Here is a 24,344-nt window from a genome sequence, read left to right as displayed (position 1 = left end):
CAGAGGACGGGGGGCTAGTGTGCCGCCTTGAGCGGGAGGACGGCGCGGATCCGGAAGCCGCCGCCGGGGCGGGGGCCCACGTCGAGGCTCCCGCTGACCATGCCGACCCGCTCGCGCATGCCGATCAGGCCGTGGCCCAGACCGTCCGTGCCGCCGGCGGCCAGTTGTTCGTCGGTGCTGCCGCGGCCGTCGTCCTCCACCAGGACGGCCAGCTCGCGTTCGCCGAAGTCGACCGCCACCCGGGCGTGCACGTCGGGGCCGCCGTGCTTGCGGACGTTGGTCAGCGCCTCCTGGACGATCCGGTAGACCGTCAGCTCGACGCCGCGGGGGAGTTCGCGCGGGTGCCCGGAGGTCGCGTAGTCGACCTCCAGCCCGGCCGTGCGGACCTGCTCCAGGAGGTCGGGCAGCTCCTCGACGCCCGGCTGCGGGACGTACTCCTCGGCGGTGCCGGCGGTGCGCAGCACGCCCAGCAGGCGGCGCATCTCGACCAGGGCCTGCCGCCCGGTGGAGGCGATCGTGCCGAGTGCCTCCTTCGCCTGCTGCGGGGAGTTGTCCAGCACGTAGGCGGCGCCGTCGGCCTGGACGATCATCACCGACACGTTGTGCGCGACCACGTCGTGCAGCTCGCGGGCGATCCGGGCCCGCTCGGCCGCCACGGCCACCTTGGACTGGGCGTCCCGCTCGCGCTCCAGCCGGGCCGCGCGGTCCTCCAGCTCGGTCAGGTAGGCGCGCCGCACCCTGGTCAGCCGGCCCCAGGCCCAGCAGAGGATGAACGGGGTGCTCATCAGCACGGTGACCAGCAGCGCCTCGGCGACGCCGTACGGCCGGGAGACGTACACCCCGGTGTGGTCGGTGGTGGACGTCTTCACCAGGTGCATCCGCCAGAACGCCAGCGGACCGGCGGAGAGCCCGGCGAGCAGGGCGAGCCGGGAGGTCCACTTCTGGCCGAAGGCGGCGCCGGTGTAGGCGAACACCAGGTAGGCGATGGAGGAGGCGCCCGGGTCGATGTCGGCGGCGACCTGCCCGAGGCCGACACCGGTGGCGGCGGCGACGGTGACGTCGGGGAAGCGCCGGCGGAAGACCATTAGCAGCGGCAGCAGCACCGCGACCAGGATCTCGGAGTTGAGGCGCCAGCCGCTGTCGGAGGAACTGTCGGACACCAGGGCGAAGAAGAGCACGAGCGACGCCCAGACGGCGTCGACCACCATGGGGTGACGGCGGAGCCAGGCGTTGAGTCGATGCACGTGTCCAGCCTAGGCAGTCGCACGAGGTGCCCAGGTCCGCCGGTAGGGCGATCCGTCCTACTCCGTAGGTCGGAGACGCCCCCGCTCCGGGTGGGAGGGGCCGCGCACCGGCGGGTAGCGTCCCGCCCCATGACGTGGATGCGGTGGGCGCCCGCCATGGAACGGGCCCTGTACGACCGGGACGGCGGCTTCTACCGCAGGCCGGAGGGCCCGGCCGGGCACTTCCGGACCTCGGTGCACGCCTCGCCGAGGTTCGCCCGTGCGGTGGCCCGGCTGCTGCTGGAGGTTGACGAGGCCCTCGGTCGTCCGGAGGAGCTGGCCCTGATCGACGTCGGGGCCGGGCGCGGGGAACTGCTGGCCGGGGTGCTGGCCGAACTGCCCGGGCCGGTGCTCGCCCGGCTGCGCCCGTACGGCGTGGAGCTCGCCGACCGGCCCGCCGGACTCCCGTCCACAGCCCTGTGGACGACGGAGCCGCCGCGCGGGGTGACCGGGCTGCTGTTCGCCAACGAGTGGCTGGACAACGTGCCGCTGGACGCCGGGGAGGTCGACGAGGACGGGGTGCTGCGCTACCGCGAGGTGGACACCGCGACCGGCGAGGAACGCCTCGGCGAACCCGTCTCGGCGGCCGACGCGGCCTGGGCCGAGCGCTGGTGGCCGGCCGTCGAGCCCGGGGAGGTGGTGGAGTTCGGGGCGCCCCGGGACGCCGCCTGGGCCCGGGCGGTGGCCGGGCTGGAGCGCGGCCTGGCCGTCGCCGTCGACTACGGGCACACGGCCGGGCGGCGGCCGCCGTTCGGGACCTTCACCGGTTTCCGGGACGGCCGGGAGGTGGCCCCGGTGCCGGACGGCTCCCGCGACGTGACCGCGCACGTCGCGCTGGACGCCGTCGCCGTCCCCGGTCTCCACAGCCTGTGGACGACGCAGCGCGAGGCCCTGCGCGCGCTCGGGGTCAGCGGCGGGCGCCCGCCGCTGGCGCTCGCCTCCACCGACCCGGCCGGCTACCTGCGGGCGCTCAGCGGCGCGGGGGAGGGGGCCGAACTCACCGACCCGGCCGGGCTGGGCGGCTTCGGCTGGGTCCTGCAAGCCGTCCGCATGCCGGTACCGACGAGCCTGGCGGCCCTGCCGGGATGGCAGACTCTGGGGTCATGAGGGAGACCACGGTCGGCATCGGGGCGGGAGCCGAGAACTTCACCGGCGGGGCGGGCACCACCGACATGGTGCTCAACATCGGCCCGCAGCACCCGGCCACCCACGGCGTGCTGCGGCTGCGCCTGCTGCTCGACGGCGAGCGGATCGTCACCGCCGAGCCGGTGATCGGCTACATGCACCGCGGCGCGGAGAAGCTGTTCGAGGCCCGTGACTACCGGCAGATCATCATGTTGGCCAACCGGCACGACTGGCTCTCCGCCTTCTCCAACGAACTCGGCGTGGTGCTCGGCGTCGAGCGGATGCTCGGCATGGAGGTCCCCGAGCGGGCGGTGTGGATCCGCACCCTGCTCGCCGAGCTCAACCGGGTGCTCAACCACCTGATGTTCCTCGGCTCCTACCCCCTGGAACTCGGCGGGATCACCCCGATCTTCCACGCCTTCACCGGCCGCGAGGACCTCCAGCACGTGCTGGAGGAGGCCTCCGGCGGCCGGATGCACTACATGTTCAACCGGGTCGGCGGCCTCAAGGAGGACCTCCCGGCCGGCTGGCTCGGCCGGGTCCGCGCCGCCGTCGCCACCGTCCGCTCCCAGCTGCCGGTCTTCGAGGACCTCGTCCTCGGCAACGAGATCTTCCGCGCCCGCACCGCCGGCGTCGGCGTGCTCACCGCGGCCCAGGCGCAGGCGTACGGGGTCAGCGGCCCGATCGCCCGGGCCAGCGGCCTCGACCTCGACCTGCGCCGCGACGAGCCCTACCTCGCGTACGGCTCCGAGGAACTGCGGCAGGTGCTCACCGTCGTCACCCGCGAAGAGGGCGACTGCCTCGCCCGCTTCGAGTGCCTGCTGGAGCAGACCGGCAACGCGCTGGACCTCGCCGACGCCTGCCTCGACAAGCTCGCCACCCTCCCGCCCGGCCCGGTCAACCAGCGGCTGCCCAAGGTGCTCAAGGCGCCCGAGGGCAGCACCTACGCGTGGACCGAGAACCCGCTCGGGGTCAACGGCTACTACCTGGTCTCGCGCGGCGACAAGACGCCGTGGCGGCTCAAGCTGCGCTCGGCGTCCTTCAACAACATCCAGGCGCTCACCGAGCTGCTGCCCGGGACGCTGGTCGCCGACATGGTGGCGATCCTCGGGTCGATGTTCTTCGTGGTCGGCGACATCGACAAATAGACCGACCGGTCTACTGAGGGTTGTCTGGACCGACCGGTCTACCGAGGGTCGTCTGGACCGACCGGTCTACTGGTGGTTCTGGACCGACCGGTCTACCGAGGGCCGCCTGGACCGACCGGTCTACCGACGGCAGGCCCGGCTCCCCTGAGGGGGACCGGGCCCGCAGCCGCTACTTCTTGTCCTTGGCCTTCTTGACCGGGTCCGCCGGGTGCGGGGCCACCCTGCGGTCGCCCTTGGTGGCGATGCGCTCCTCGCACAGCCGGGCCAGCACCTCGTACGCCTCGCGGCCCATCAGCTCGGTGAGCTCGGGGCGGTAGCTGACGTACACCGCCACCGCGCCCTGGTGCGCGGCCGGGGCGCCGGTGCACCACCAGTGCAGGTCGTGGCCGCCCGGGCCCCAGCCGCGGCGGTCGTACTCGCCGATCGTCACCTGGAGGTAGCGGGTGTCGTCGGGGCGGTCGATCCAGTCGTAGGTGCGGCGGACCGGCAGCTGCCAGCAGACGTCCGGCTTGGTCTCCAGTGGCTCGCGGCCCTCCTTGAGGGCCAGCGCGTGCAGGGCGCAGCCGGCGCCGCCCGCGAAGTCCGGGCTGTTCACGAAGATGCAGGCGCCGTCGACCCGGCGGGTCTGGCGGTCGCCGTCCTCGTCCAGCATGGTGACGCCGCCGTCGTTGCGGATCCGGCCCTTGGCGTCGGTGCCCTCGGCGAAGTTCTCCCACAGCTCGGGCGTCAGCCGGGCCGCGTGGCCGAGGACGCGCTTCTCGTCGTCCTCGTCCGAGTAGTGGGCGCCCAGCGTGCAGCAGCCGTCCGACTCGCCGCGGCCCTCGCGGATGCCGTGGCAGCCCTGGCCGAAGACGCAGGACCAGCGGGAGGTCAGCCAGGTCAGGTCGCAGCGGAAGACCTGCTCCTCGTCGGCGGGGTCGGCGAACTCGACCCAGGCGCGCGGGAAGTCGAGCGGGACCTCGTCGCGCGGGATCTCGCGGCGCAGGGTCGGCATCGCGAGGTCGACGGGGGCGGGGGCGGCCGGGGGCTTCGCCTTGGCCTTCTTCTTGGACGTTTCTGCTGGTGCCACCCGGCAAGGGTAGAGCTTCGCGGGGGTGTACGGGCCGGTGGGCGACGCCCGCCGCGCGCCCGGGACGCGTCCGGGACGCGTTCGGCACGCGCCCGGGTCGCGTTGGGCACGCGCCCGGGACGCGGTGAAGGCGGGGTGAAGAGGTGCGGCCGTCCGCCGGGCGGAGGCGGCCGCGTGCCTAGGATGGCGGCCGCGGTCCGCTACGGGGAGGTACGGGGATGGCAGGCGGCAGCACCGGCGAGTCCGACGGCGACGGCACCGGGTTCGCCCTCAAGCCGTGGGAACTCCACGGCGAGGGCAGGGAGTTCGAGAAGCTCGGACGTGAACTCGGCAAGGCCGTCGGCACCTTGGAGAAGGACCTGGCCGCGCTCGGCGCGCCCTGGGGCGCCGACCAGCCGGGCAGCGCCTTCGCCGCCGTCTACGGCCCGGCGCACGGTGAACTCCTCGGCGGGCTCAGAGCCCTGGCCGGCCAGGTGGGCCAGGTCGGCGCCGGACTGCACACCATGGCCGAGCGGACCACCGACACCGACACCTCGACGGCGGACGGCTTCGGCGCGAACACCGGACCGGCCGCGGCCGCGCCGGGGGCGGTCGCCAGGCCCGCCGTCCACCAGGGCCCGCCGACGGCTTCGGGAACCGGGGCAACCCCGGGGGCGGCACCGGCCGTCCCCCAGGACATGTCGGTCTGAACGGCCCGGCTCGAAGGGGGAGAAGCGCGTGTCCCGGAAACTGCCCGAGGAACTGGTCCCGCTCCTGGCCAGGACCGGCCACCCGTGGCCGCAGGCCGACGAGGGGGCCCTGCGCACGGCGGCCGCGCACTGGCGGGAGTTCGCGGCGGAGGCCGAACGGATCACCCGCCGGGGCGGCGAGTCCGCCCAGCGCGTGGCCGCCGACAACACCGGCCACGCCGTCGACTCCTTCACCGCCTACTGGCGCACCTGCAGCGACGGCGGCAAGGGCCGCCTGCCGGACGCCCACACCGCGGTCGGGCTGGTCGCCGCCGCCTTCGACACCGCCGCGCAGGACGTCGACGGCTGCAAGGCCGAGATCATCGCCACCCTGCGGAACCTGGCCGCCGAGCTCCAACAGGCCCGGGAACAGGCCGCCGAGGTCCGGCGGACCGCGGCCGAGGTGGCCCGCAACGCCGACCGGACCGGGCAGACGGGGCAGAGCGGGCAGACCGGCCGGACGGGAGTGTTCGGCGGACTGGCGAAGTCCGTCGCCGGCTTCGCGGCCGGCGTCGAGAACACCGCCGCCGACCAGGTCGCCGCGGGCATCGAGGCCGTCGCGGTGGAGACCGCCGCCCGCAAGATCGCCGGACTGCTCGCCGAACTCGGCCGCGGCATGAAGGACGCCCTGGCCACCGCGCTCAAGGACCCCTCCGCCGTCGCCCTGCTGCGCCTGGGCACCGCGGCCACGCCCGGCGTCACCACCGCCTCCTACCGCACCGCGGCCGGCTTCGACCCGCTCGCCGCCGGACTGCCCGCCGCCCTGGGCGAACCGGGCGTGCTCGGCAAGGACGGCACCGGCCTGGTCGTGCTCTCCGGGAAGGACGGCAAGCCGCTGGTCGGCGTGCCCGGCCTCAGCGTCGCGCTCGACGCCCACGGGCAGCCCGTCCTCGGCACGGACGGCAAGCCGGTCATCCTGCGCTCCGACGGCACACCGGTGGCCGATGCCGCCGGGCTGCTGGTGGTGACCGGGCCGGACGGCAAGCCGGTGGTCGGGGTGGCCGGCCTCGCCGTCCGGCTCGACGAGCACGGGCAGCCGGTGCTCACCGACCGGGCGGGCAAGGACCTGCACGGGCTGCCGCTCGCCGACCTGACCGACCTGACCGACCTGACCAACCCTCGGGACCCCAGGGACCCCAGGGACCCCAGGGCTCCCGGGGCTCCCGGGGGCGACCCGAAGGTGCCGGGGGAGCCGACGGCGGACCGGGCCGGCGCGCCGGTGGTCCCGTCCGTGCTCTCCGCGGCGTCGTACGTCGCGGACCCCACCGCGGACCCCACGGCCGTCCCGGCCCCGGTGCCGACGGCCGACCCGGCCGCGGCGGCGGCCACCGGCCCCGCGTACGGAGGCTCGTACGGCGGGTCGCACCGGGCCGTGGCCGCGGCCGCCGACTGGTCGCCGCCCGCCCGGGACGACGGGCCGTCGGTCCGGGCGGCGGCCCCCGCCCACCAGGGCGGCTCATCGCCGGCGGCGGGCTGGTCGGACGGGGACTACCCGCTCCAGGCGCCCACCCGCACCAACGGCGGTGGCGGCACCGTGCCGGTGACCGTACGGACCGACTCCGTGGCCGCGCCGCCCGCGCCCGTCACCGCGCCGTCCACCGGCGGACCCGTCTACAGCCCGGCGCCGGACACACCCCCGGTCGTCCGACCGATCGGCGTGGTCGGTGTCGGCGGCGTCATCGGCGCGCCCGGGCCGTTCGGGACACCGGCCTACTCGGGCGGCTACCCGGTGGCCGGCCCGATCGGCGCCGTCGGGCCCGGCCCGCTCGCCGCCGGCGGCGGCGGATACCCGGCGCACCCGGCCACGCCCTTCGGCAGCGGTGTCGGGGCGGGGACGCCCGCCATCGGCGCGCCCGTGGTCGGCACCCCCGTGGTCGGCACCCCCGTGGCCGGTGCACCCGCCGTCGGCGCGCCGGTGGCCGCCGGACCGCAGTCCGGCGCACCCCGTACCCCGGCCGGAACCCACGGCCCGGCCACCGCACCGCCACCGCCACCGCCACCGCCACCGCCGACCGAGCCGCCGATCGTCGGCACCACCCCGGTCATCGGCCGGCCCGAGCCCCACCACCCCGACGGCCGCCGCCGGGACACCGCCGCGCCCCTCGCCGACCCGACCCTGGCCTGGGGCGCCGTCCCGGTCGCCACCGCCCACGCCCTGGCCCTCCAACTCGCCCTGCGCGCCCGCCGCGGCCCGCTCGCCGACGACCCCGAACCCCGACTGCGCACCATCGCCGACAGCCGCCCGTACGGACGGCCCGGCGGGCTCGGCCCGGTCGACCCCCAGCACCAGGCCGAACTGGAACGACGGGTCCCCCGCGACCAGGACGACCGGCCGGCCCGCCACCCCGACCCGGCGGCCGGCGGCTGGACCGAGGCCGTCAACGCGGGCGGCCACCGCCAACCCGGCCGGGCCAACAACAGCCTGGAGATCGCCCTCTCCGCCGTCGACACCTACACCGGCCGCCCCACCTGCGCGGCCCCGCGCATCCCCACCGAGGGCGACGCCGGCGAACGCGGCGGCCGCGACCGCGCCGAACGCGAACTCGGCGCCCCCTTCCGCGACCTCGGCGACGGCGGCCAGGCCTTCACCCGCCTCGCCGCCGAACTCCGCCGGGCCGGGCACGGTGCCCAGGCCGTCCTGCTCACCCTGGACGCCTACGGCCGCCCGCACGCCTGGAACGCGGTCAACCACCGGGACGCCGTCACCTACCTCGACCACCAACTCGCCCGCCGCGGCCCCGCCCCCCTCCACCCCGCCACCCAGGGCCTCTGGGCCATCGTCCTGACCCCGGAGGGACGGCCCCTCGACCTCGCGGTGGCCTGAGCGCCTTTGCAGCCGGGAACAGCGCTGCTGCACGCGGAGACGCGTGCAGCAGCGCTACCTTCCAGGCATGACCGCCCTGACGATCCGGGACGTCCCGGAAGACCAGCTCCGGATCCTCGAAGTTCGTGCGGCCCGGGCCGGCAAGTCGCTCAACGCCTATGTCCTGGACCTCATCGCGCGCCAGACCTCCAAGCCCACGCTGGCGGAGACGGTGGCCCGACTGGATCGGGAGACCAGCGCCGGCGTCAGCACGGTGGACGTCCTGGCCGCGATCGACGAGGGGCGGGAGCGGTGCCCCGAGTCGCGGACCTGAGGCTCACGGCGCCCCGAGCCGGCGCAGGACCGTGGACGCGGGAGCGCCGGGAGCGGTGCCGGACCGGACGGCGGTGTGGATGCGGTCGCCCTCCGGGTCGCGGTAGAGCTGTGCGCGCAGCCACCAGCGGCGCAGGACGCCGTCGATCGTCTCCTCGTCTGCCTCGTCCATCTCCCGGTGGAACTCCTTCCGCTGTGCCGGGGGGAGGGCTGCGGCGACGGCGCCCTGGGTGCGGGCGACGGGCTGTCGGCCGTGCACGGGTGTGGTGTTCACCGTTCCTCCGGATGTCATGGTCGGGCGGGCGGGGTCCAGTGTCGTCCCCGGTGGCTGATCGGGGCTGGATGATGGTGGCGTTCGGATTCGGTTCGACGGGGGTGGACGCGTGATCGCTCGGGCGCAGGCGGTGGAGGCGGGGCACCGGTGGATCAACGGGGATCTGCCGCAGGGGGCCGGGGTGGCGCGGCGGGTGTGCGCGCATGAGTTCGAGCTGGGGTGGGTGGTCTGGGCGGAGCCGCCGCGGGTGGAGGTGGATCCGCGGACGGGGGAGCGCCGGGCGCCCGAGGAGGTCGGGGCCGCGTGTGCCGTGGTGGACCGGGAGAGCGGGCGGTTCACGGTCTGGCCGTCCGTGCCGGTGGACGAAGTGGTCGGGCTCTACCGGGACTTCGTCGGTGCGGGCGGCCACGACCCGACCCGGCCGCCGGCCACCGGCCGTGGTGCCCGGGCCGAACTGACGTACCGGGACGGCACCGGCGGCACCCGCACGTTGGCGCTGCGCTCGGCCGCCGGGCTGCCGCATCCGGCGCTGCGCGGCTGGTGGTGGCTGCGGGAGCGGGGCGTCGCGGCGGAGGACGTGCTGGCGGTGCGGACCGACCTGCGGATGGCGGCCCTGCCCGGCGGCTACTGGTCGTACGCGCTGGCGGCCGAACTGCCGCACGCCCGGCTGGACTTCGACCTGCCGTACGGCCCGCGCTTCGACCACCGGGCCGCCGCCGTACGGGAGTTGCCCGCCGGGACCGCCGGTCCGGACGCGTCGGACGCGTTGGACGCGCCGGACGGGCCGGGGCGCAACCGGGTGCCGTTCCCGCGGGCGGTGCCGCCGCTGCCGCCGGAGCCGGACGCCGCGCTGGCGCAGCGGCTGGCCGGGCGGTTCGGTCCGGCGGGCGTGCAGCGCTTCGACCCGGCGGAGGTGGTGCGCGCGGAGCTGCCCGGGGAGGCGGCGGCGCTGCTGCTGGCGGTCGGGCTGCCGAGGGCGGTGGACGGCTTCTTCGCGCTGCACCACCCGGGTGCGGAGGCGATCGCGGACGGCTCCCGCCCGGGCACCGTGCTGCCCCCGCTCGCGCCGTACCTCGCCGCGCTCGGCCGCGGCACCCGGGCAGCCGAACGGGAGCGGACGGCGGCGGCCGGGCAGCTGGTGCTGGGGACGGACGGCTGGGCGCTGATCACCCTCGACCCGGCGGACGGCGCCGTCCGGGCGGTGGACCCGGACGACGCGACGGCCCGGCACTGCAACGCCGACCTGCGGGCCTTCGTCCGCTGCCTGGAGCTGTTCGCCGGCTGGTGGCCGACCCTGCGCGGGCTGGACCCGGCCGCGGCGGGTACGGCGGTGGACGCCCTGCAGCGGGGGCTGGCGGAGCTGGACGGTACGGTCTACGGCGATCCGGAGAACTGGTGGGCCGTCATCGTGGAACAGTTGTGGGACGGCCTGCTCTGATCCGGCCGCGGGCCGTGGCGATCCGGCCGATCCCGGCGATCCCGGCGGACCGGGGAACCGGACGTCGGTGCGGGGCTGTCAGGAGGATCAGACGACCGCGTACCAGCCGACCCCGAGTGACCGAAACCGACCGACCGACCCCGAGCGACCGAAACCGGAGCACCGAGCCGTGACCGCCCCGCCCCGCGCCGCCCAGACGGCCGCCCTCGCCGCGCTCGCGGTCCTGGCCACCGGGTGCGCCTCCGCCGGTCCCGCGCTGCAGGCCCGCTCGGCCGCCGCGCCGCAGGTGTGCGCGTCCCCGGTGGTGATCGGGCACCGGGGTGCGCCGTTCAACGCGCCCGAGAACACCATGGCCTCCTTCGACACCGCGCTGAACCAGGGCGCGGACTGGCTGGAGACCGACGTGCAGACCACCCGGGACGGCGTCCCGGTGCTGATGCACGACCCGACCGTGGACCGCACCACCAACGGCAAGGGCGCCGTCGCGGACCTGACCGCCGCCCAGGTCGCCGCCCTGCGGGTGACCGTCGGCCCGGGCGGCGCCCAGCCCGTCCCGACCCTGGAGGAACTGCTGACGCGCCTCTCCACCAGCAGCGCCACGCTGCTGATGGAGATCAAGTGGCAGCGCCCCGAGGACGTCGCCCGGATCGCCCGGATCGCGGCCGGCAGCCGGGCGCACGTCGTGCTCTACTCCTTCTCGGTCGCCAACCTGCGCCAGGCCCACGCGGTGGCCCCTGCCCTGCCGGTGGTGCTGATCCAGAGCGGCGGGATCGCCGAGGACCCGGGGGACCTCAAGCTGGACGGCATCGCCCTGGACGCGGGCCTGGCCAGTGCCACCCGGATCGCGGCCGAGCGCAAGGCCGGGCGCGAGGTCTACGTCTGGACGCTGGACGACGCCGAGGCCTGGCAGCTGATGACCGCCCGGGACGCCGACGGCCTGATCACCGACACCCCGGGCCCGGCCCGCCGCTGGGTGGACGCCAACTGCCGCACCGAGCGCCGGTCCGGTCCGCGCGGCCACTGAGCGCGCGGCCACTGAGCGGGCGGCCACTGAGCGCACGGTCGTCGGGCACCACCCACCGATCGCACCCGGAACGGTCGGGAACGACCTGGACCAGCGCGAATACGGTCACAACCGATCTCCTCCACGGCCGGATCGCGTAGCGTGGAGAGTTATGCGACTCGGTGTACTCGACGTAGGTTCCAACACGGTCCACTTCCTCGTGGTGGACGCCCATCCGGGTGCCGCCCCGCTGGCCGCTTACTCGCACAAGGCCGAACTGCGCCTGGCCGAGCTGCTCGACGGCTCCGGCGCGATAAGCGAGGCCGGCGTCGACCGGCTGATCGGCCACATCGCCTCCTCGCTGCGGGTCGCCGAGGACAAGGGCGTGGTCGACATCCTGCCGTTCGCCACCTCGGCCGTCCGCGAGGCCGCCAACGGCGAGCAGGTGCTGCGCCGGGTCGCCGCCGAGACCGGGGTCGAACTCCGGGTGCTCTCCGGGCAGGACGAGGCCCGGCTCACCTTCCTGGCCGTCCGGCGCTGGTTCGGCTGGTCCTCGGGCCGGCTGCTCAACCTGGACATCGGCGGCGGCTCCCTGGAGATCGCCTGCGGCCTGGACGAGCAGCCGGACGTCGCCTGCTCGCTGCCGCTCGGCGCCGGGCGGCTGACCGCCCGCTGGCTGCCCGGGGACGTCGCCGACCCGGACGCGCTGCGCGAGTTGAGACGGCACGTCCGCGCCGAGATCGCCAACGTGGTCGGCGAGATCTCCCGGCTCGGGGCCCCGCAGCACGCCGTCGCCACCTCCAAGACCTTCAAGCAGCTGGCCCGGATGACCGGCGCCGCCCCCGCCGACGCCGGCCCGTACGCCGACCGCCGGCTCACCCGCAGCGGGCTCGCCGCCTGGCTGCCGCGGCTGTCCACGATGACCGTCGCCGAGCGCGCGCAGATCCCCGGGGTCTCCGAGGGCCGGGCCAAGCAGCTGCTGGCCGGGGCCCTGGTCGCGGACGCCGCGATGGACCTGTTCGGCCTGGACGAGCTGGACGTCTGTCCGTGGGCGCTGCGCGAGGGCATCATCCTGCGCGAGCTGGACGCCATGGACAGTCCCACCGACCAGCGCCGCCCCGCGCTCACCCAGTAGCGGGGGAGCGTGCCGGCGGTCACTCCGCCGGGCGTCCGCCCCCGTTCGGGGCGCGCTCCGCTTACGCTGTCTCCCGTGGTGCAACCAGCGGGCGAGGACGGAACGCAGGAGGGCCGCGCTCCCGGAGCGGACGGGCAGCCGCGGCCGGCCGGCCCGCGCGGCCGACTCGGCACGGCCGGGCTCGGCAAGGCGGTCAAGGGCGCCACCGCGGCACAGGCGGGCAAGGTGGCCAAGGTGGCCAAGGCCGCGAAGGTCGCCAAGAGCGCGAAGGCCGCCAAGGCGGCCAAGAGCGCCAAGGCCCCCGCCAAAGCCGCCCCCGCCCCCGCCAAGGCCGCCTCCGCCCCCGCCTCCGCCCCCGCCAAGAAGACCGCGGCGCGCAAGGCCGCCGGTGCCGCCAAGGCCGCCGTCCAGTCCGTCCGCTCGGTGAAGGCCGCCAAGCGCGACGCCGCCCGCCCGCCGCTGCTGCGCACCACCGACCGGCTGGTGCTGCCCCAGCACCCGACCCTGCACATCCCGGACACCAAGGTGGCGCTGTCCACCGCCTCGGTGTACCCGGCGAGCACCGCCGTCGCCTTCGAGCTGGCCGCCAAGCTCGGCTACGACGGGGTCGAGGTGATGGTCTGGAACGACCCGGTCAGCCAGGACCTGGAGGCGCTGCGCCGCCTCTCCGACGCCCACCAGCTGCCGATCCTGGCCGTGCACGCCCCCTGCCTGCTGATCACCCAGCGGGTCTGGACCACCGACCCGTGGACCAAGCTGGTCCGGGCCCGCGCGGCGGCCGAGAAGCTCGGCGCGAGCGCCGTCGTGGTGCACCCGCCGTTCCGCTGGCAGCGGCAGTACGCCCGCGAGTTCGTCGAGGGCATCAACCGGATGGCGGGCGAGACCGACGTCCGCTTCGCCGTCGAGAACATGTACCCGTGGCGCTACCGCGACCGCGAGGTGCTGGCGTACGCCCCCGGCTGGGACGTCACCGACGAGGAGTACCGGCACTTCACCATCGACCTCTCGCACGTGGCCACCTCCCGGATCGACGCCTTCGAGATGGTCGAGCGGATGGGCGACCGGCTCGCCCATGTCCACCTGGCCGACGGCAGCGGCTCCGGCAAGGACGAGCACCTGATCCCCGGCCGGGGCAAGCAGCCCTGCGCCGAACTGCTGGAGCACCTCGCCCGCACCGGCTTCGACGGCCACGTGGTGCTGGAGGTCAACACCCGCCGCTCCGCGTCCCCCGCCGAACGCGAGGCCGACCTGGCCGAGGCCCTGGCCTTCACCCGCTTGCACCTCGCCACCCCCTCGCGCGTACGCTGATCGCCCGGCCCGATCGGGCGTGAACTGCCGTACGCAGGGGGAAACGTGACGGACTACCAGAACTACCGGGAACTCGCCGTGAGCTTCGGCGCGGTCGCCGCCGAGTACGACCGGGGGCGCCCCGGCTACCCGGACGAGCTGTTCGACGCGGTGGAACGGCTCTGGGGCCGCGGCCTCAAGGGCGCCCGGGTCCTGGACGTCGGCGCCGGGACGGGCATCGCGACCCGACTGCTGGCCGCCCGGGGCGCCGAGGTCGTCGCGGTCGAGCCCAGCGACGGCATGGCCGCCCAGTTCCTGGCCTCCTCGCCCGCCCTGCCGCTGGTCCGCGGCACCGGCGACGACCTGCCCTTCCACGACGCCTCCGCCGACCTGATCACCTACGCCCAGGCCTTCCACTGGACCCGCCCCGAGCGCTCCGTCCCGGAGGCGGTCCGGGTGCTGCGGCCGGGCGGCGCCGTCGCCACCTGGTGGAACGTGCACGACGAGACCGTGCCGTGGGTCCGGGCCCGGGCCGAGCGGATGGCCGCCGCGCTGCCCGACCGCTACCGCGGCTACGGCGGGATCAGCGGCCACACCCGGCACTTCGCCCCGGCCGGCCTGGTGGTCGAGCGGACGGTGCTGCACTGGGAGCGGCAGGTCACCGTCGAGCACGTGCTCACCGACCTGACCTCCCGCTCCTACCTGGCCTCGCTCAGCCCCGAGGAGCGCGCCCCGGTGCTGGCCGCCGAGCGGGCGGCGATGGCCGTCGAGTTCCCGGACGGCCTGGTCGCAGAACCGTTCAGCCTGGACCTCACCGTGGCCGTCAAGCCGGCCTGACCGCAGGCCGTCCGCGCGCCGTCCGCAGGCCGCCCGTCCCGCCGCCCGGGGCCGCCCGTCCGCCGCAGGCCCTCGCACGCACCCCGCCCCGGCTGCCCGCATCGCGGACGCGCCGTCCGCCGGCCGGACGGCGGGCGTAGGCTCGTAAGCCACAACGGCCCCCGCACCCTGATCACCGGCGGGGCGCCGGCGAGAGCCCCGAAGGAGTGGAGCACAGTGCCCGAGCTGAGGTCCCGTACGGTCACCCACGGTCGCAACATGGCAGGCGCCCGGGCGCTTCTCCGGGCCGCCGGCGTAGCCCGCGAGGACTTCGGCAAGCCGATCATCGCGGTCGCCAACTCCTTCACCGAGTTCGTCCCCGGCCACACCCACCTCCAGCCGGTCGGCCGGATCGTCTCCGAGGCGATCAAGGAGGCCGGGGGCATCCCGCGCGAGTTCAACACCATCGCCGTCGACGACGGCATCGCGATGGGCCACAGCGGCATGCTCTACTCGCTGCCCTCGCGCGACCTGATCGCCGACTCGGTCGAGTACATGGTCAACGCGCACTGCGCCGACGCGCTGATCTGCATCTCCAACTGCGACAAGATCACCCCCGGCATGCTGATGGCCGCGCTGCGCCTCAACATCCCGACCGTGTTCGTCTCCGGCGGTCCGATGGAGGCCGGCAAGGCCACCCTGGTCGACGGCACCGTGCGCAAGCTGGACCTGATCGACGCGATCTCCCAGGCGGTCAACGAGAACGTCTCCGACGAGGACATCGCGATCATCGAGGAGAACGCCTGCCCGACCTGCGGGTCCTGCTCGGGCATGTTCACCGCCAACTCGATGAACTGCCTCACCGAGGCGATCGGCCTCTCGCTGCCCGGCAACGGCTCGGTGCTCGCCACCCACACCGCCCGCCGGGCGCTGTACGAGCGGGCCGGGCGCACGGTCGTCGAGATCACCAACCGCCACTACGGCCAGGACGACGCCTCGGTGCTGCCGCGCGCGATCGCGAGCCGCGCCGCCTTCGAGAACGCCATGGCCCTCGACATCGCCATGGGCGGCTCGACCAACACCATCCTGCACCTGCTCGCCGCCGCCCAGGAGGCCGAGCTGGACTTCGACATGCGGGCCATCGACGCGGTCTCCCGCAGGGTGCCCTGCCTGTCCAAGGTCGCGCCCAACGGCTCGTACTACATGGAGGACGTGCACCGGGCCGGCGGCATCCCGGCCATCCTCGGCGAGCTGTACCGGGGCGGGCTGCTCAACGAGGACGTCCACACCGTGCACTCCGACTCGCTCGCCGAGTGGCTCAAGACCTGGGACGTGCGCGGCGGTTCGCCCTCCGCCGAGGCCGTCGAGCTGTGGCACGCCGCACCCGGCTGCAAGCGCTCCGCCGAGGCCTTCTCGCAGTCCGAGCGCTGGGAGTCGCTGGACACCGACGCCGCCGGCGGCTGCATCCGCAGCGTCGAGCACGCCTACTCGGTCGAGGGCGGCCTCGCCGTGCTGTACGGCAACCTCGCCGAGGACGGCTGCATCGTGAAGACGGCCGGCGTCGACGAGTCGATCTGGACGTTCAGCGGCCCGGCGGTGGTCTGCGAGTCCCAGGAGGCCGCGGTCGAGGCGATCCTCGCCAAGCGGATCAAGGAGGGCGACGTCGTCGTCATCCGCTACGAGGGCCCCAAGGGCGGCCCGGGCATGCAGGAGATGCTCTACCCGACCTCCTTCCTCAAGGGCCGCGGCCTGGGCAAGGCCTGCGCGCTGGTCACCGACGGCCGGTTCTCCGGCGGTACCTCGGGCCTGTCCATCGGCCACGCCTCCCCGGAGGCGGCCTCCGGCGGCATCATCGCGCTGGTCGAGGACGGCGACACCATCGCCATCGACATCCCGGCCCGGACGATCTCCCTGGAGGTCCCGGACGAGGTCCTCGCCGAGCGCCGTCGGGCGCTGGAGGCCGGGCACGGCTACCGGCCGCAGAACCGCGAGCGCCAGGTCAGCCAGGCGCTGCGGGCCTACGCGGCGATGGCCACCTCGGCCGACAAGGGCGCCGTCCGGGACGTCAGCAAGCTCGGCTGACCCCGCACACCCCGGAGGAGCCGTCCCGGCCGGGACGGCTCCTCCCTCGTTCCGCGGCGCCCGGGTGATAATCGACGACGTGAGCGAGCAGCCCCCCACCCCCGCCCCCAAGCCCGCCGGCGCCCCCGAGCCGGAGCCGATCCGCTTCTTCGGCACCTCCTGGCTCCACCGGGACAACGGCTACTGGCTGCGCCGGGTCGGCGTCTCGGTCGGCGCGCTGGCCGCCACCGCCGCCGCCGCACTGGTGCTGCGCTTCGGCGTCGAGGGCATCGCCCTCTCCGAGAGCGGCGGCTTCCTGAACGGGCTGCTGACCGCCGCCATCGCGGTCTGCTCGCTGATGGCCGTCCGACGCACCTGGAAGGTCCTCACCGAGGGCAAGGAGCAGCTGACCGGCTGGATGGCCGAGGACAAGTCGCTCGGCGCCGTCTGGCTGATCGGCGGGGTCGGCAGCCTGGCCGCCTACTTCGCCCGCAGCCTGGTCGAGGCCCCCGGCGAGGCCGTCCGGCGGGACGCCCACCGGAAGGCCGTCGAGCAGTACGAGAAGCGCCAGGCCGGCCGCAGCGGCCGACCCGGCGGCAAGCGCAAGCGCTGACCGCCGACCCGGCGCCCCGATCCTCGCCGCGGGTGCCTAACCCTTGCCGCGGGCCTGCTTCACCGAGCCCACCACCCCGGCGATCACCAGCAGCAGGCCGGCCGGCAGCAGCGAGATGAAGAAGGACCCGAACAGCCCGCTGTCGCCGAGGAAGTACTGCGCCAGGGTGTTCAGCACCAGCAGTCCGCCGGCCGCCGGGAGCGCCGACTGCCACGGGTGCGCGTCGGCCCAGCGGCGCAGCCGCCGGTCGGTGGTGTCGCGGCGCAGCTGACCGCCGACGGTGCCGACCAGGAAGAGGAAGAACAGGGCCCAGCCGGCCGGTCCGGCCAGCATGGCCAGTGACCAGTCCCCGGAGATCGCCTCGACCCCCAGGGCGGTCGCGCCCACCACCGCACCGACTCCCGCGGCCGTCCGCCACGGGCCCATCGTCGCCGAGGCGGCGGCGAGTTGCCGGTTCTCACGTCGGGACATTTCGTCGTGTGCCATGGCTCCACGGTGCGCCCGCCCGGGCCCGGAGGCCATAGGGGAAACCCCCGAGTTTTCTCCCTAGGGGCAAAGCCCGCGCCCGGACCCTTCCGGCGCTCCCGGGCCGTCCCCGCCCCTGCGGGGCCCTGCGGACCACGGACCGGACGGTCCGGACGGGCGCCGCCGGGCGGTGCGAGGATGGCCGCAGTACCGAGGCAAGGAGCGGACCATGGGCAGCAGCGCAGCACACGGACAGAAGATCGCCTTCCTGGGCACCGGCAAGATCGGCGAGGCCCTGCTCTCCGGCCTGCTGCGGGCCGGCACCGACCCGGCGGACGTCCTGGTGACCGCCCGCCGCCCCGAGCGCGCGGCCGAACTCGCCGACCGCTACGGCGTGGTGGCCGTCTCCAACGCCGAGGCCGCCAAGCTCGCCGACACCCTGATCCTCGCGGTCAAGCCGCAGGACATGGGCACCCTGCTGGAGGAGCTGGCCCCGCACATCAGCCCGGACCGGCTGGTGATCTCGGCGGCGGCCGGCGTCCCGACCGCCTGGTTCGAGGAGCGGCTCGCGGCCGGTACCCCGGTGGTCCGGGTGATGCCCAACACGCCGGTGCTGGTGGACGAGGGGATGAGCGTCATCTCCGGCGGCTCGCACGCCCGGGAGGAGCACCTGGCGCGCGCCGAGGGGATCTTCAGCTCGGTCGGCAAGGCGCTGCGGCTGCCGGAGGCCCAGCAGGACGCGGCCACCGCGCTGTCCGGCTCGGGCCCGGCCTACTTCTACTTCCTGGTCGAGGCGATGACCGACGCGGGCATCCTGCTCGGCCTGCCCCGGCAGGTGGCGCACGACCTGATCGTGCAGTCCGCGATCGGCGCCTCGGTGATGCTGCGCGACTCCGGCGAGCACCCGGTCAAGCTGCGCGAGGCGGTCACCTCCCCGGCCGGCACCACCATCGCGGCGATCCGCGAGCTGGAGAACCACGGGGTGCGGGCCGCGCTGCTCGGCGCCCTGGAGGCGGCCCGGGACCGCTCCCGGGAGCTGGCCTCCGGCGGGAAATGACCCCTGCGCGACCCCTCCCGCAAAGGCGGCGCACGCCCTACGCTCTCGGCCAACATCGTTCTACCGGCCAGTAGCGAGGTCCCGCATGAGCGTCGTCCCCCCTGTCCTCCCGCCCGGCCTGCGGGCCGGGCGGGCCGCGCTCGCCGTCAGCTTCCTGCTCCAGGGCACCACCTTCGCGCTGCTGGTCACCTGCATCCCGGAGATCCAGCACCGGTACGGGCTGAGCGACGGCCTGCTGCCGGTCTTCCTGGCCGCGGTGCCGATCCTGGCCGGGGCGGGCTCGATCCTCTCCGAGCAGCTGGTGAAGCGCACCGGCGCCCGGGCCGTGCTGCGGGTCGTCCAGCCGGCCGTCTGCCTCAGCCTGGCGGGCGCCGGGCTGGGGGACACGCTGTGGCAACTGGCCCTCGCGCTGGGCGCCTTCGGGCTGCTGGTGGGGGCGCTGGACGCCAGTATGAACATGCTCGGGGTCGGCCTCCAGCACCGCTACGGCCGCTCGATCATGATCGGCTTCCACGCGGCGTTCAGCCTCGGCGGGATCCTCGGCGCCGCGGTCGCCGGCCTCGGCTCGCACTACGACCTGGGACTGCCGGTGCTGTTCGGTACGGCCGCGGCGGTGGTCGCCCCGCTCGCGGTGCTGACCGGCACCCGCTTCGCCGGACCGGCCGAACTCGGCGACGCCGTCCGGGAGGCCGCCGAGGCCGCCGCCCGGACCATCCCCTGGCGCCCGCTGCTGCCGCTCTGCCTGGCGATGGCCTTCGCGTACATCGCGGACGCCTCGGTCTCCAACTACAGCGTCAAGTACCTCACCGACGGCCTGGGCAGCCGGGAGGACCTCGCCAAACTCTCCTACCTCGGCTACATGGTGGCGATGCTGCTCGGCCGGGTCCTGGGCGACCGCGCGGTGCAGCGCTTCGGCGCCGTCCCGGTGGTGCGCTCCGGTGCCGCGCTGGCCGCGCTGGGCTTCGGGCTGGCCGCGCTGGCGCCCACCGCCTGGGCGGGCATCGCCGCGTTCACCGTGCTGGGCTTCGGCATCTGCGCGATCATCCCGCAGGTGTTCGCGGCCGGCGGCCGGCTCTTCCCGGCCGACTCGGACGCCGCCGTGGCCCGGCTCAACCTCTTCAACTACGTGGGCTTCCTGATCGGTTCACCACTGGTCGGGGCGATCGCGGACGCCGGCTCGTACCGCTGGGCGCTGCTCGCCCCGATGCTGCTGGTGCTCGCCGTACTGCCGCTGGCCGAGCGCTTCGCCCCGGAACCCGCACGGCTGCCGGCCCCCGCCGCCGTCTGACGGTGGGGGCGGGCGGGGCCCGCCGCCCCCACCCACTACGGTGGAGGCCATGCCCGAAGCCGAGCGTGACTCCTCCTGCGGCCTGCACCTCTACTGGGACGAGGCCGTCACCGCCTACGACTTCGGCCCCGGCCACCCGATGGACCCGGCCCGGCTCGCGCTGACCATGCGCCTGGTCGAGGCCCTCGGACTCGCCACCGGGCCCGGGGTGACGGTGCGGTCCGCACCGGCCGCCGGGGAGTCCACCCTGCAGCTGGTGCACACCAAGGAGTACGTCGAGGCGGTCAAGCACGCCGCCGCCCACCCCGAGCAGTCGGACCCCCGGCACGGGCTCGGCACCGACGACAACTGGTCGTTCCCGGCCGTCCACTCGGCCGCCGCGCTGATCGCCGGCCAGTCGGTCGCCGCCGCCGAGGCGGTCTGGCACGGCGAGACCCCGCACGCCGTCAACTTCGCCGGCGGACTGCACCACGCGATGCCCGGCAAGGCCTCCGGCTTCTGCGTCTACAACGACCCGGCCCTGGCGATCGCCCGGCTGCTCGAACTCGGCGCCGAACGGGTCGCCTACGTCGACGTGGACGTCCACCACGGCGACGGCGTCCAGGAGGCCTTCTGGAACGACCCCCGGGTGCTGACCGTCTCGCTGCACGAGCACCCGGCCACGCTCTTCCCGCAGACCGGCTGGCCCACCGAGACCGGCGGCCCGGACGCCCCCGGCTCCGCCGCCAACCTGCCGCTGCCCGCCGGCACCGGCGACGCCGGCTGGCTGCGCGCCTTCCACGCCCTGGTGCCCGAACTGCTCGCCGCCTTCCGGCCGCAGGTCCTGGTCACCCAGCACGGCGCGGACACCCACCTGGAGGACCCGCTGGCCCACCTCGCCGTCACGGTGGACGCCCAGCGGCTGATCGCCGAGGAGCTGCACGGGCTGGCCCACCGGCTCACCGGCGGCCGCTGGGTGGCCACCGGCGGGGGCGGCTACGCCGTGGTGGACGTCGTCCCGCGCAGTTGGACCCACCTGGTCGCCACCGCCGCCGGCCGGCCCGTCGACCCGGCCACCGAGACCCCCGAGTCCTGGCGCGCCGAGGTCTACCGCCGCACCCGCGGCCCGGCCCCGCTGCGGATGACCGACGGCGCCCGCCCGTCCTGGCGCGACTTCGACTCGGGTTACGATCCGGCCGACCGTCTCGATCAGGCCATCCTCGCGGCCCGCCGCGCGGTGTTCCCCCACCACGGTCTGCTGGCCTGAATCCGCCGTCCCGGCCGCGCGCCGGCGGGGCCGTGCGTACGCCCCCTGGGGCGAACCGCCGAGTGACTACGTACTGCAACGGTCCTATCTCTCACCGTACGAGGACTGCACTTCCCCTCTTCCCACTGGTACCACCCATAACTACTCTGGGGATACACGTGTGCCGGTGGAGTCACCGGAGGGGAAGCCGGTGCCTTGCACACGGGTAAGGGTCGGGTGATGGTCATGAGTTCCGTCGAGCGTCCCCTGCAGGAAGTCGTCTTCCTGACCGTGGCCGAGGTGGCCGCGGTCATGCGGGTGTCCAAGATGACGGTGTACCGGTTGGTGCACAGCGGAGAGCTGCCGGCCATCCGGGTCGGACGGTCCTTCCGGGTGCCCCAGCAGGCGGTGCACGAGTACCTCAAGGAGTCCTACGTGCGGCTCGAGAGCGCGTAGCACCAGGCCGGGCGGGGGCGGGTCCACAGCCGTGGATCCGTCCCCGTTCGCCCCGGATTTCCCGCGAGTTTCCCGCTTCAGGGGAGCGCGATTACGGCCCGGGCCACGCGGACGGTAGGCTAGGCCCTCACGTCAGTCGTATGGACTCCGTCTCTCACGGACGAGAGTCTCAGTGAGCGAGGGTTGTTCCGTGGGCTCTGTCATCAAGAAGCGTCGCAAGCGTATGGCCAAGAAGAAGCACCGCAAGCTTCTGAAGAGGACCCGCGTTCAGCGTCGCAACAAGAAGTAAGCGCCCCCGGCCGCGCTGAGCGCGCCCAGCGCTTCCACCGCCCGTCCCGGCCCTCGTGGCCCGGGGCGGGCGGTGTCGTTTCACGGCCCGGTGGGGCGGCGCGGTACGGTGCACGCAGGCCGCTCGGGTCGAGGGAATGGGGTGCAGCACCGTGGGTGTGGTCGTGCTCGTCACCGGCGTGGCACGCCATCTCGGTGCCCGCTTCGCCGCCGAGCTCCGTCGCCGCCCGGGGGTGGACCGGGTCGTCGGCGTGGACGTGCAGCCGCCGCGGCTGCCGCTCCGGGAGCCGGACGGACCGGCCGCCCCGTACACCTTCCACCAGCTCGACCTGCGCCGCCCCGCGGTCTCCCGGGTGATCGCCGAGCACCGGGTGGACACCGTGGTGCACCTGAGCGTCAGCGCCACCGGTCTGGGCTCCACCAACCGCTCCGCGGTGAAGGAGTCCAACGTCATCGGCACCATGCAGCTGCTCGGCGCCTGCCAGAAGGCGCCCGGGGTGCGCCGGCTGGTGGTGAAGTCCACCACCGGCGTCTACGGCTCCGCGCCCCGCGACCCGGCGGTGTTCAGCGAGCGGATCCAGCCGAAGGACCCGCCCGGCGGCGGCTTCGCCAAGGACGCGGCCGAGGTGGAGGGCTACGTCCGCGGCTTCGCCCGGCGCCGTCCGGACGTCGCGGTGACGGTGCTGCGCTTCGCCAACATCGTCGGTCCGGGCGCCGACACCCCGCTCAGCGAGTACTTCGCGCTGCCGGTGCTGCCGACGGTGCTCGGCTACGACCCCAGGCTGCAGTTCGTGCACGAGGACGACGCCGTCGCGGTGCTCTGCCGGGCCGCCGGCGAGCCCGAGCCCGGCACCGTCAACACCGGCACCTTCAACGTGGCGGGGGAGGGCGTGCTGCTGCTCTCCCAGTGCGCCCGCCGGCTCGGCCGCCCCACCCTGCCGCTGCTGCTGCCCGCGGTCAGCTGGATGGCCGTGCTGGCCCGGCAGACCCGGCTGGTCGACGTCTCGCCCGAACAGCTGCGGCTGCTCACCCACGGCCGGGTGGTGGACACCACCCGGCTGCGGGAGACCTTCGGCTACCGTCCGGCGTTCAGCACTCCGGAGGCCTTCGCCGACTTCGCCGCCGCCCGGGGCCCCGGCCTGCTGCCGCCGGAGCGGCTGGCCGCCGTCACCGACCGGCTGACCGCCCTGCTCGGCCCCGAAGGGGCCGCCCCCGCCGTACCGACCCGCCGCCCGAGGAGCTGAACCCGCGATGAGTGCCGCCGCCGACAACGCACCGGGCGAGGCCAAGGTCATCCCGATCGAGTCCGCCCCCAGCTGGAGCTCGCCGCAGGCCCCCGGCCTGGCCGACCGGCTCGCCGGGGCCGTCGGCGGGGCGCTGTCCGGGCAGCTCGGCCCGGCGGCCACCCGGCTGTTCGGCAAGGGCTGGGAGGGCCGGGCCACCGAGGGGCTGGCCTTCCTGCGCCGCCGGATCACCGGCGACTACGAGGTCGACGAGTTCGGCTTCGACCGGGAGCTCACCGATGAGGTGCTGCTCTCGCTGCTGCGCCCGCTGGCCGAGAAGTACTTCCGGATCGACGTCCAGGGGATCGAGCACGTCCCGGCCGAGGGCGGCGCCCTGATCGTCGCCAACCACTCCGGCACCATCCCGCTGGACGCCCTGATGACCCAGGTGGCCATCCACGACCACCACCCGCACCGCCGGCACCTGCGGATGCTCGCGGCCGACCTGGTCTTCGTGCTGCCGGGCGTCAACGAGCTGGCCCGCAAGGCCGGCCACACCCTGGCCTGCAACGAGGACGCCCAGGCGCTGCTGGAGCGCGGCGAGCTGGTCGGGGTCTGGCCGGAGGGCTTCAAGGGCATCGGCAAGCCGTTCTCCGAGCGCTACAAGCTCCAGCGCTTCGGCCGCGGCGGCTTCGTCTCCTCGGCGCTGCGCGCGGGGGTGCCGATCGTGCCCTGCTCGATCGTCGGGGCGGAGGAGACCTACCCGATGATCGGCAACGTGAAGACGCTGGCCCGGCTGCTCGGCCTGCCGTACGTGCCGATCACCCCGACCTTCCCGTGGCTGGGGCCGCTCGGGATGCTGCCGCTGCCGACCAAGTGGACGATCCGCTTCGGCGAGCCGATCGCCACCGACGGCCATCCGCCGGAGGCGGCGGACGACCCGATGCTGGTCTTCGACCTGGCCGACGAGGTGCGCGAGACCATCCAGCACACCCTGTACCAGTTGCTGGTGCAGCGGCGGTCGGTGTTCTTCTGACTGTGCTCTCCTGACCGTGCTCTTCCGGCCACGGTCCTCCGGTCGTCCCGCTCGGGACCGGACGCGGGGGGGGGGGGGGGGGGGGCGGGGCGGCCCCCCCCCCCCCCCCCCCCCCCCCCCCCCCCCCACCCCCCCCCCCCCCCCCCCCCCCCCCCCCCCCCCCCCCCCCCCCCCCCCCCCCCCCCACCCC

The 24,344-nt window shown here is 75.0% G+C and carries 23 protein-coding genes; 19 read left to right on the top strand and 4 right to left on the bottom strand.

Annotated features, from left to right (window positions below; genetic code table 11):
• Window positions 1–14: 14 nt before the first annotated feature.
• Entirely contained in the window at window positions 15–1,208 is a 1,194-nt protein-coding gene (locus ACFXOZ_RS00895) for a sensor histidine kinase (protein WP_375882323.1), read from the bottom strand.
• A gap of 165 nt (window positions 1,209–1,373) precedes the next feature.
• Here ACFXOZ_RS00895 and ACFXOZ_RS00890 point away from each other — a divergent pair, with 165 nt between their 5' ends.
• Together ACFXOZ_RS00890 and ACFXOZ_RS00885 are read left to right on the top strand one after the other, a co-directional pair.
• Window positions 1,374–2,390 (top strand): SAM-dependent methyltransferase, encoded by a 1,017-nt coding sequence (locus tag ACFXOZ_RS00890; protein ID WP_375881710.1) that lies wholly within the window; start codon window positions 1,374–1,376, stop codon window positions 2,388–2,390.
• Window positions 2,387–3,556, top strand: coding sequence for an NADH-quinone oxidoreductase subunit D (locus ACFXOZ_RS00885; protein WP_375881712.1), 1,170 nt, complete (start codon window positions 2,387–2,389; stop codon window positions 3,554–3,556). Before ACFXOZ_RS00890 ends, ACFXOZ_RS00885 begins: the two co-directional genes overlap by 4 nt.
• 169 nt (window positions 3,557–3,725) lie before the next feature.
• On the opposite strand, the gene ACFXOZ_RS00880 is transcribed toward ACFXOZ_RS00885, so the two are convergent.
• A complete protein-coding gene (locus tag ACFXOZ_RS00880; RefSeq protein WP_380522919.1) occupies window positions 3,726–4,550 on the bottom strand; it encodes a hypothetical protein in 825 nt (274 codons plus the stop codon).
• A gap of 293 nt (window positions 4,551–4,843) precedes the next feature.
• Here ACFXOZ_RS00880 and ACFXOZ_RS00875 point away from each other — a divergent pair, with 293 nt between their 5' ends.
• The 3 genes from ACFXOZ_RS00875 to ACFXOZ_RS00865 all read left to right on the top strand — a co-directional run bounded on the left by ACFXOZ_RS00875 (window position 4,844) and on the right by ACFXOZ_RS00865 (window position 8,490).
• Window positions 4,844–5,314: a hypothetical protein gene (locus ACFXOZ_RS00875; protein ID WP_380586251.1), complete on the top strand. Its 471-nt coding sequence runs from the start codon at window positions 4,844–4,846 to the stop codon at window positions 5,312–5,314.
• Window positions 5,315–5,342: 28 nt separating this feature from the next.
• The gene (locus tag ACFXOZ_RS00870; protein ID WP_380586248.1) at window positions 5,343–8,177 is read left to right on the top strand and encodes a toxin glutamine deamidase domain-containing protein; all 2,835 of its coding nucleotides are present in this window, start codon (window positions 5,343–5,345) and stop codon (window positions 8,175–8,177) included.
• Window positions 8,178–8,244: 67 nt separating this feature from the next.
• Complete coding sequence (locus tag ACFXOZ_RS00865; RefSeq protein WP_380522905.1) at window positions 8,245–8,490, top strand: antitoxin; 246 nt, start codon at window positions 8,245–8,247, stop codon at window positions 8,488–8,490.
• A 3-nt stretch (window positions 8,491–8,493) separates the two neighbouring features.
• Here ACFXOZ_RS00865 and ACFXOZ_RS00860 read toward each other — a convergent pair whose 3' ends face one another.
• Window positions 8,494–8,763 (bottom strand): DUF6247 family protein, encoded by a 270-nt coding sequence (locus ACFXOZ_RS00860; RefSeq protein ID WP_380586245.1) that lies wholly within the window; start codon window positions 8,761–8,763, stop codon window positions 8,494–8,496.
• A 109-nt stretch (window positions 8,764–8,872) separates the two neighbouring features.
• Between ACFXOZ_RS00860 and ACFXOZ_RS00855 the strand changes: the two genes are divergently transcribed.
• From ACFXOZ_RS00855 to ACFXOZ_RS00825, 7 genes are all read left to right on the top strand, one after another.
• Window positions 8,873–10,201 carry an SUKH-4 family immunity protein gene (locus ACFXOZ_RS00855; protein ID WP_380586242.1) on the top strand — a complete coding sequence of 443 codons (1,329 nt, stop codon included), beginning with the start codon at window positions 8,873–8,875 and terminating at the stop codon, window positions 10,199–10,201.
• A 169-nt stretch (window positions 10,202–10,370) separates the two neighbouring features.
• Entirely contained in the window at window positions 10,371–11,225 is an 855-nt protein-coding gene (locus ACFXOZ_RS00850; RefSeq protein WP_380522902.1) for a glycerophosphodiester phosphodiesterase, read from the top strand.
• Window positions 11,226–11,376: 151 nt separating this feature from the next.
• Entirely contained in the window at window positions 11,377–12,339 is a 963-nt protein-coding gene (locus ACFXOZ_RS00845; RefSeq protein WP_375881728.1) for a Ppx/GppA family phosphatase, read from the top strand.
• A gap of 504 nt (window positions 12,340–12,843) precedes the next feature.
• Complete coding sequence (locus ACFXOZ_RS00840; protein WP_375882328.1) at window positions 12,844–13,647, top strand: sugar phosphate isomerase/epimerase family protein; 804 nt, start codon at window positions 12,844–12,846, stop codon at window positions 13,645–13,647.
• Window positions 13,648–13,692: 45 nt separating this feature from the next.
• Window positions 13,693–14,463 (top strand): class I SAM-dependent methyltransferase, encoded by a 771-nt coding sequence (locus ACFXOZ_RS00835; protein ID WP_375881731.1) that lies wholly within the window; start codon window positions 13,693–13,695, stop codon window positions 14,461–14,463.
• A gap of 216 nt (window positions 14,464–14,679) precedes the next feature.
• Entirely contained in the window at window positions 14,680–16,524 is a 1,845-nt protein-coding gene (gene ilvD, locus ACFXOZ_RS00830) for a dihydroxy-acid dehydratase (protein ID WP_380522901.1), read from the top strand.
• 79 nt (window positions 16,525–16,603) lie between these two features.
• Complete coding sequence (locus ACFXOZ_RS00825; protein WP_380522900.1) at window positions 16,604–17,116, top strand: hypothetical protein; 513 nt, start codon at window positions 16,604–16,606, stop codon at window positions 17,114–17,116.
• 36 nt (window positions 17,117–17,152) lie between these two features.
• On the opposite strand, the gene ACFXOZ_RS00820 is transcribed toward ACFXOZ_RS00825, so the two are convergent.
• Window positions 17,153–17,602 (bottom strand): hypothetical protein, encoded by a 450-nt coding sequence (locus tag ACFXOZ_RS00820; protein WP_375881738.1) that lies wholly within the window; start codon window positions 17,600–17,602, stop codon window positions 17,153–17,155.
• 208 nt (window positions 17,603–17,810) lie between these two features.
• Here ACFXOZ_RS00820 and proC point away from each other — a divergent pair, with 208 nt between their 5' ends.
• The 7 genes from proC to ACFXOZ_RS00785 all read left to right on the top strand — a co-directional run bounded on the left by proC (window position 17,811) and on the right by ACFXOZ_RS00785 (window position 24,154).
• Window positions 17,811–18,638 (top strand): pyrroline-5-carboxylate reductase, encoded by an 828-nt coding sequence (gene proC / locus ACFXOZ_RS00815; RefSeq protein WP_375881741.1) that lies wholly within the window; start codon window positions 17,811–17,813, stop codon window positions 18,636–18,638.
• A gap of 85 nt (window positions 18,639–18,723) precedes the next feature.
• Window positions 18,724–19,926 (top strand): MFS transporter, encoded by a 1,203-nt coding sequence (locus ACFXOZ_RS00810; RefSeq protein WP_380586239.1) that lies wholly within the window; start codon window positions 18,724–18,726, stop codon window positions 19,924–19,926.
• A gap of 49 nt (window positions 19,927–19,975) precedes the next feature.
• The gene (locus ACFXOZ_RS00805; protein WP_375881746.1) at window positions 19,976–21,172 is read left to right on the top strand and encodes an acetoin utilization protein AcuC; all 1,197 of its coding nucleotides are present in this window, start codon (window positions 19,976–19,978) and stop codon (window positions 21,170–21,172) included.
• Window positions 21,173–21,397: 225 nt separating this feature from the next.
• Window positions 21,398–21,607, top strand: a complete 210-nt coding sequence (locus ACFXOZ_RS00800) for a helix-turn-helix domain-containing protein (RefSeq protein ID WP_045699258.1) — start codon at window positions 21,398–21,400, stop codon at window positions 21,605–21,607.
• A 190-nt stretch (window positions 21,608–21,797) separates the two neighbouring features.
• Entirely contained in the window at window positions 21,798–21,896 is a 99-nt protein-coding gene (locus tag ACFXOZ_RS00795; protein ID WP_003948845.1) for a 30S ribosomal protein bS22, read from the top strand.
• A 151-nt stretch (window positions 21,897–22,047) separates the two neighbouring features.
• Window positions 22,048–23,139, top strand: a complete 1,092-nt coding sequence (locus ACFXOZ_RS00790; RefSeq protein ID WP_375882331.1) for an NAD-dependent epimerase/dehydratase family protein — start codon at window positions 22,048–22,050, stop codon at window positions 23,137–23,139.
• Window positions 23,140–23,146: 7 nt separating this feature from the next.
• On the top strand, window positions 23,147–24,154 hold the full coding sequence (locus ACFXOZ_RS00785; protein ID WP_380586236.1) for a lysophospholipid acyltransferase family protein: 1,008 nt from the start codon (window positions 23,147–23,149) through the stop codon (window positions 24,152–24,154).
• The last annotated feature ends 190 nt before the right edge of the window (window positions 24,155–24,344 follow it).

Source organism: Kitasatospora sp. NPDC059160 (assembly GCF_042755465.1).
GTDB lineage: Bacteria > Actinomycetota > Actinomycetes > Streptomycetales > Streptomycetaceae > Kitasatospora.
The sequence above is the reverse complement of the archived record's forward strand: the minus strand, read 5'-3'. Positions and strand labels throughout refer to the sequence as shown.

Bases quoted from the DNA above. Each gene is read 5' to 3' on its own strand.
- ACFXOZ_RS00895 (WP_375882323.1), bottom strand. From the start codon at position 1,208: ATGGTGGTCGACGCCGTCTGGGCGTCGCTCGTGCTCTTCTTCGCCCTG.
- ACFXOZ_RS00800 (WP_045699258.1), top strand. From the start codon at position 21,398: ATGAGTTCCGTCGAGCGTCCCCTGCAGGAAGTCGTCTTCCTGACCGTG.
- ACFXOZ_RS00880 (WP_380522919.1), bottom strand. From the start codon at position 4,550: ATGCCGACCCTGCGCCGCGAGATCCCGCGCGACGAGGTCCCGCTCGAC.
- ACFXOZ_RS00865 (WP_380522905.1), top strand. From the start codon at position 8,245: ATGACCGCCCTGACGATCCGGGACGTCCCGGAAGACCAGCTCCGGATC.
- ACFXOZ_RS00885 (WP_375881712.1), top strand. From the start codon at position 2,387: ATGAGGGAGACCACGGTCGGCATCGGGGCGGGAGCCGAGAACTTCACC.
- ACFXOZ_RS00810 (WP_380586239.1), top strand. From the start codon at position 18,724: ATGAGCGTCGTCCCCCCTGTCCTCCCGCCCGGCCTGCGGGCCGGGCGG.
- ACFXOZ_RS00805 (WP_375881746.1), top strand. From the start codon at position 19,976: ATGCCCGAAGCCGAGCGTGACTCCTCCTGCGGCCTGCACCTCTACTGG.
- ACFXOZ_RS00875 (WP_380586251.1), top strand. From the start codon at position 4,844: ATGGCAGGCGGCAGCACCGGCGAGTCCGACGGCGACGGCACCGGGTTC.
- proC (WP_375881741.1), top strand. From the start codon at position 17,811: ATGGGCAGCAGCGCAGCACACGGACAGAAGATCGCCTTCCTGGGCACC.
- ACFXOZ_RS00845 (WP_375881728.1), top strand. From the start codon at position 11,377: ATGCGACTCGGTGTACTCGACGTAGGTTCCAACACGGTCCACTTCCTC.
- ACFXOZ_RS00785 (WP_380586236.1), top strand. From the start codon at position 23,147: ATGAGTGCCGCCGCCGACAACGCACCGGGCGAGGCCAAGGTCATCCCG.
- ACFXOZ_RS00890 (WP_375881710.1), top strand. From the start codon at position 1,374: ATGACGTGGATGCGGTGGGCGCCCGCCATGGAACGGGCCCTGTACGAC.
- ACFXOZ_RS00820 (WP_375881738.1), bottom strand. From the start codon at position 17,602: ATGGCACACGACGAAATGTCCCGACGTGAGAACCGGCAACTCGCCGCC.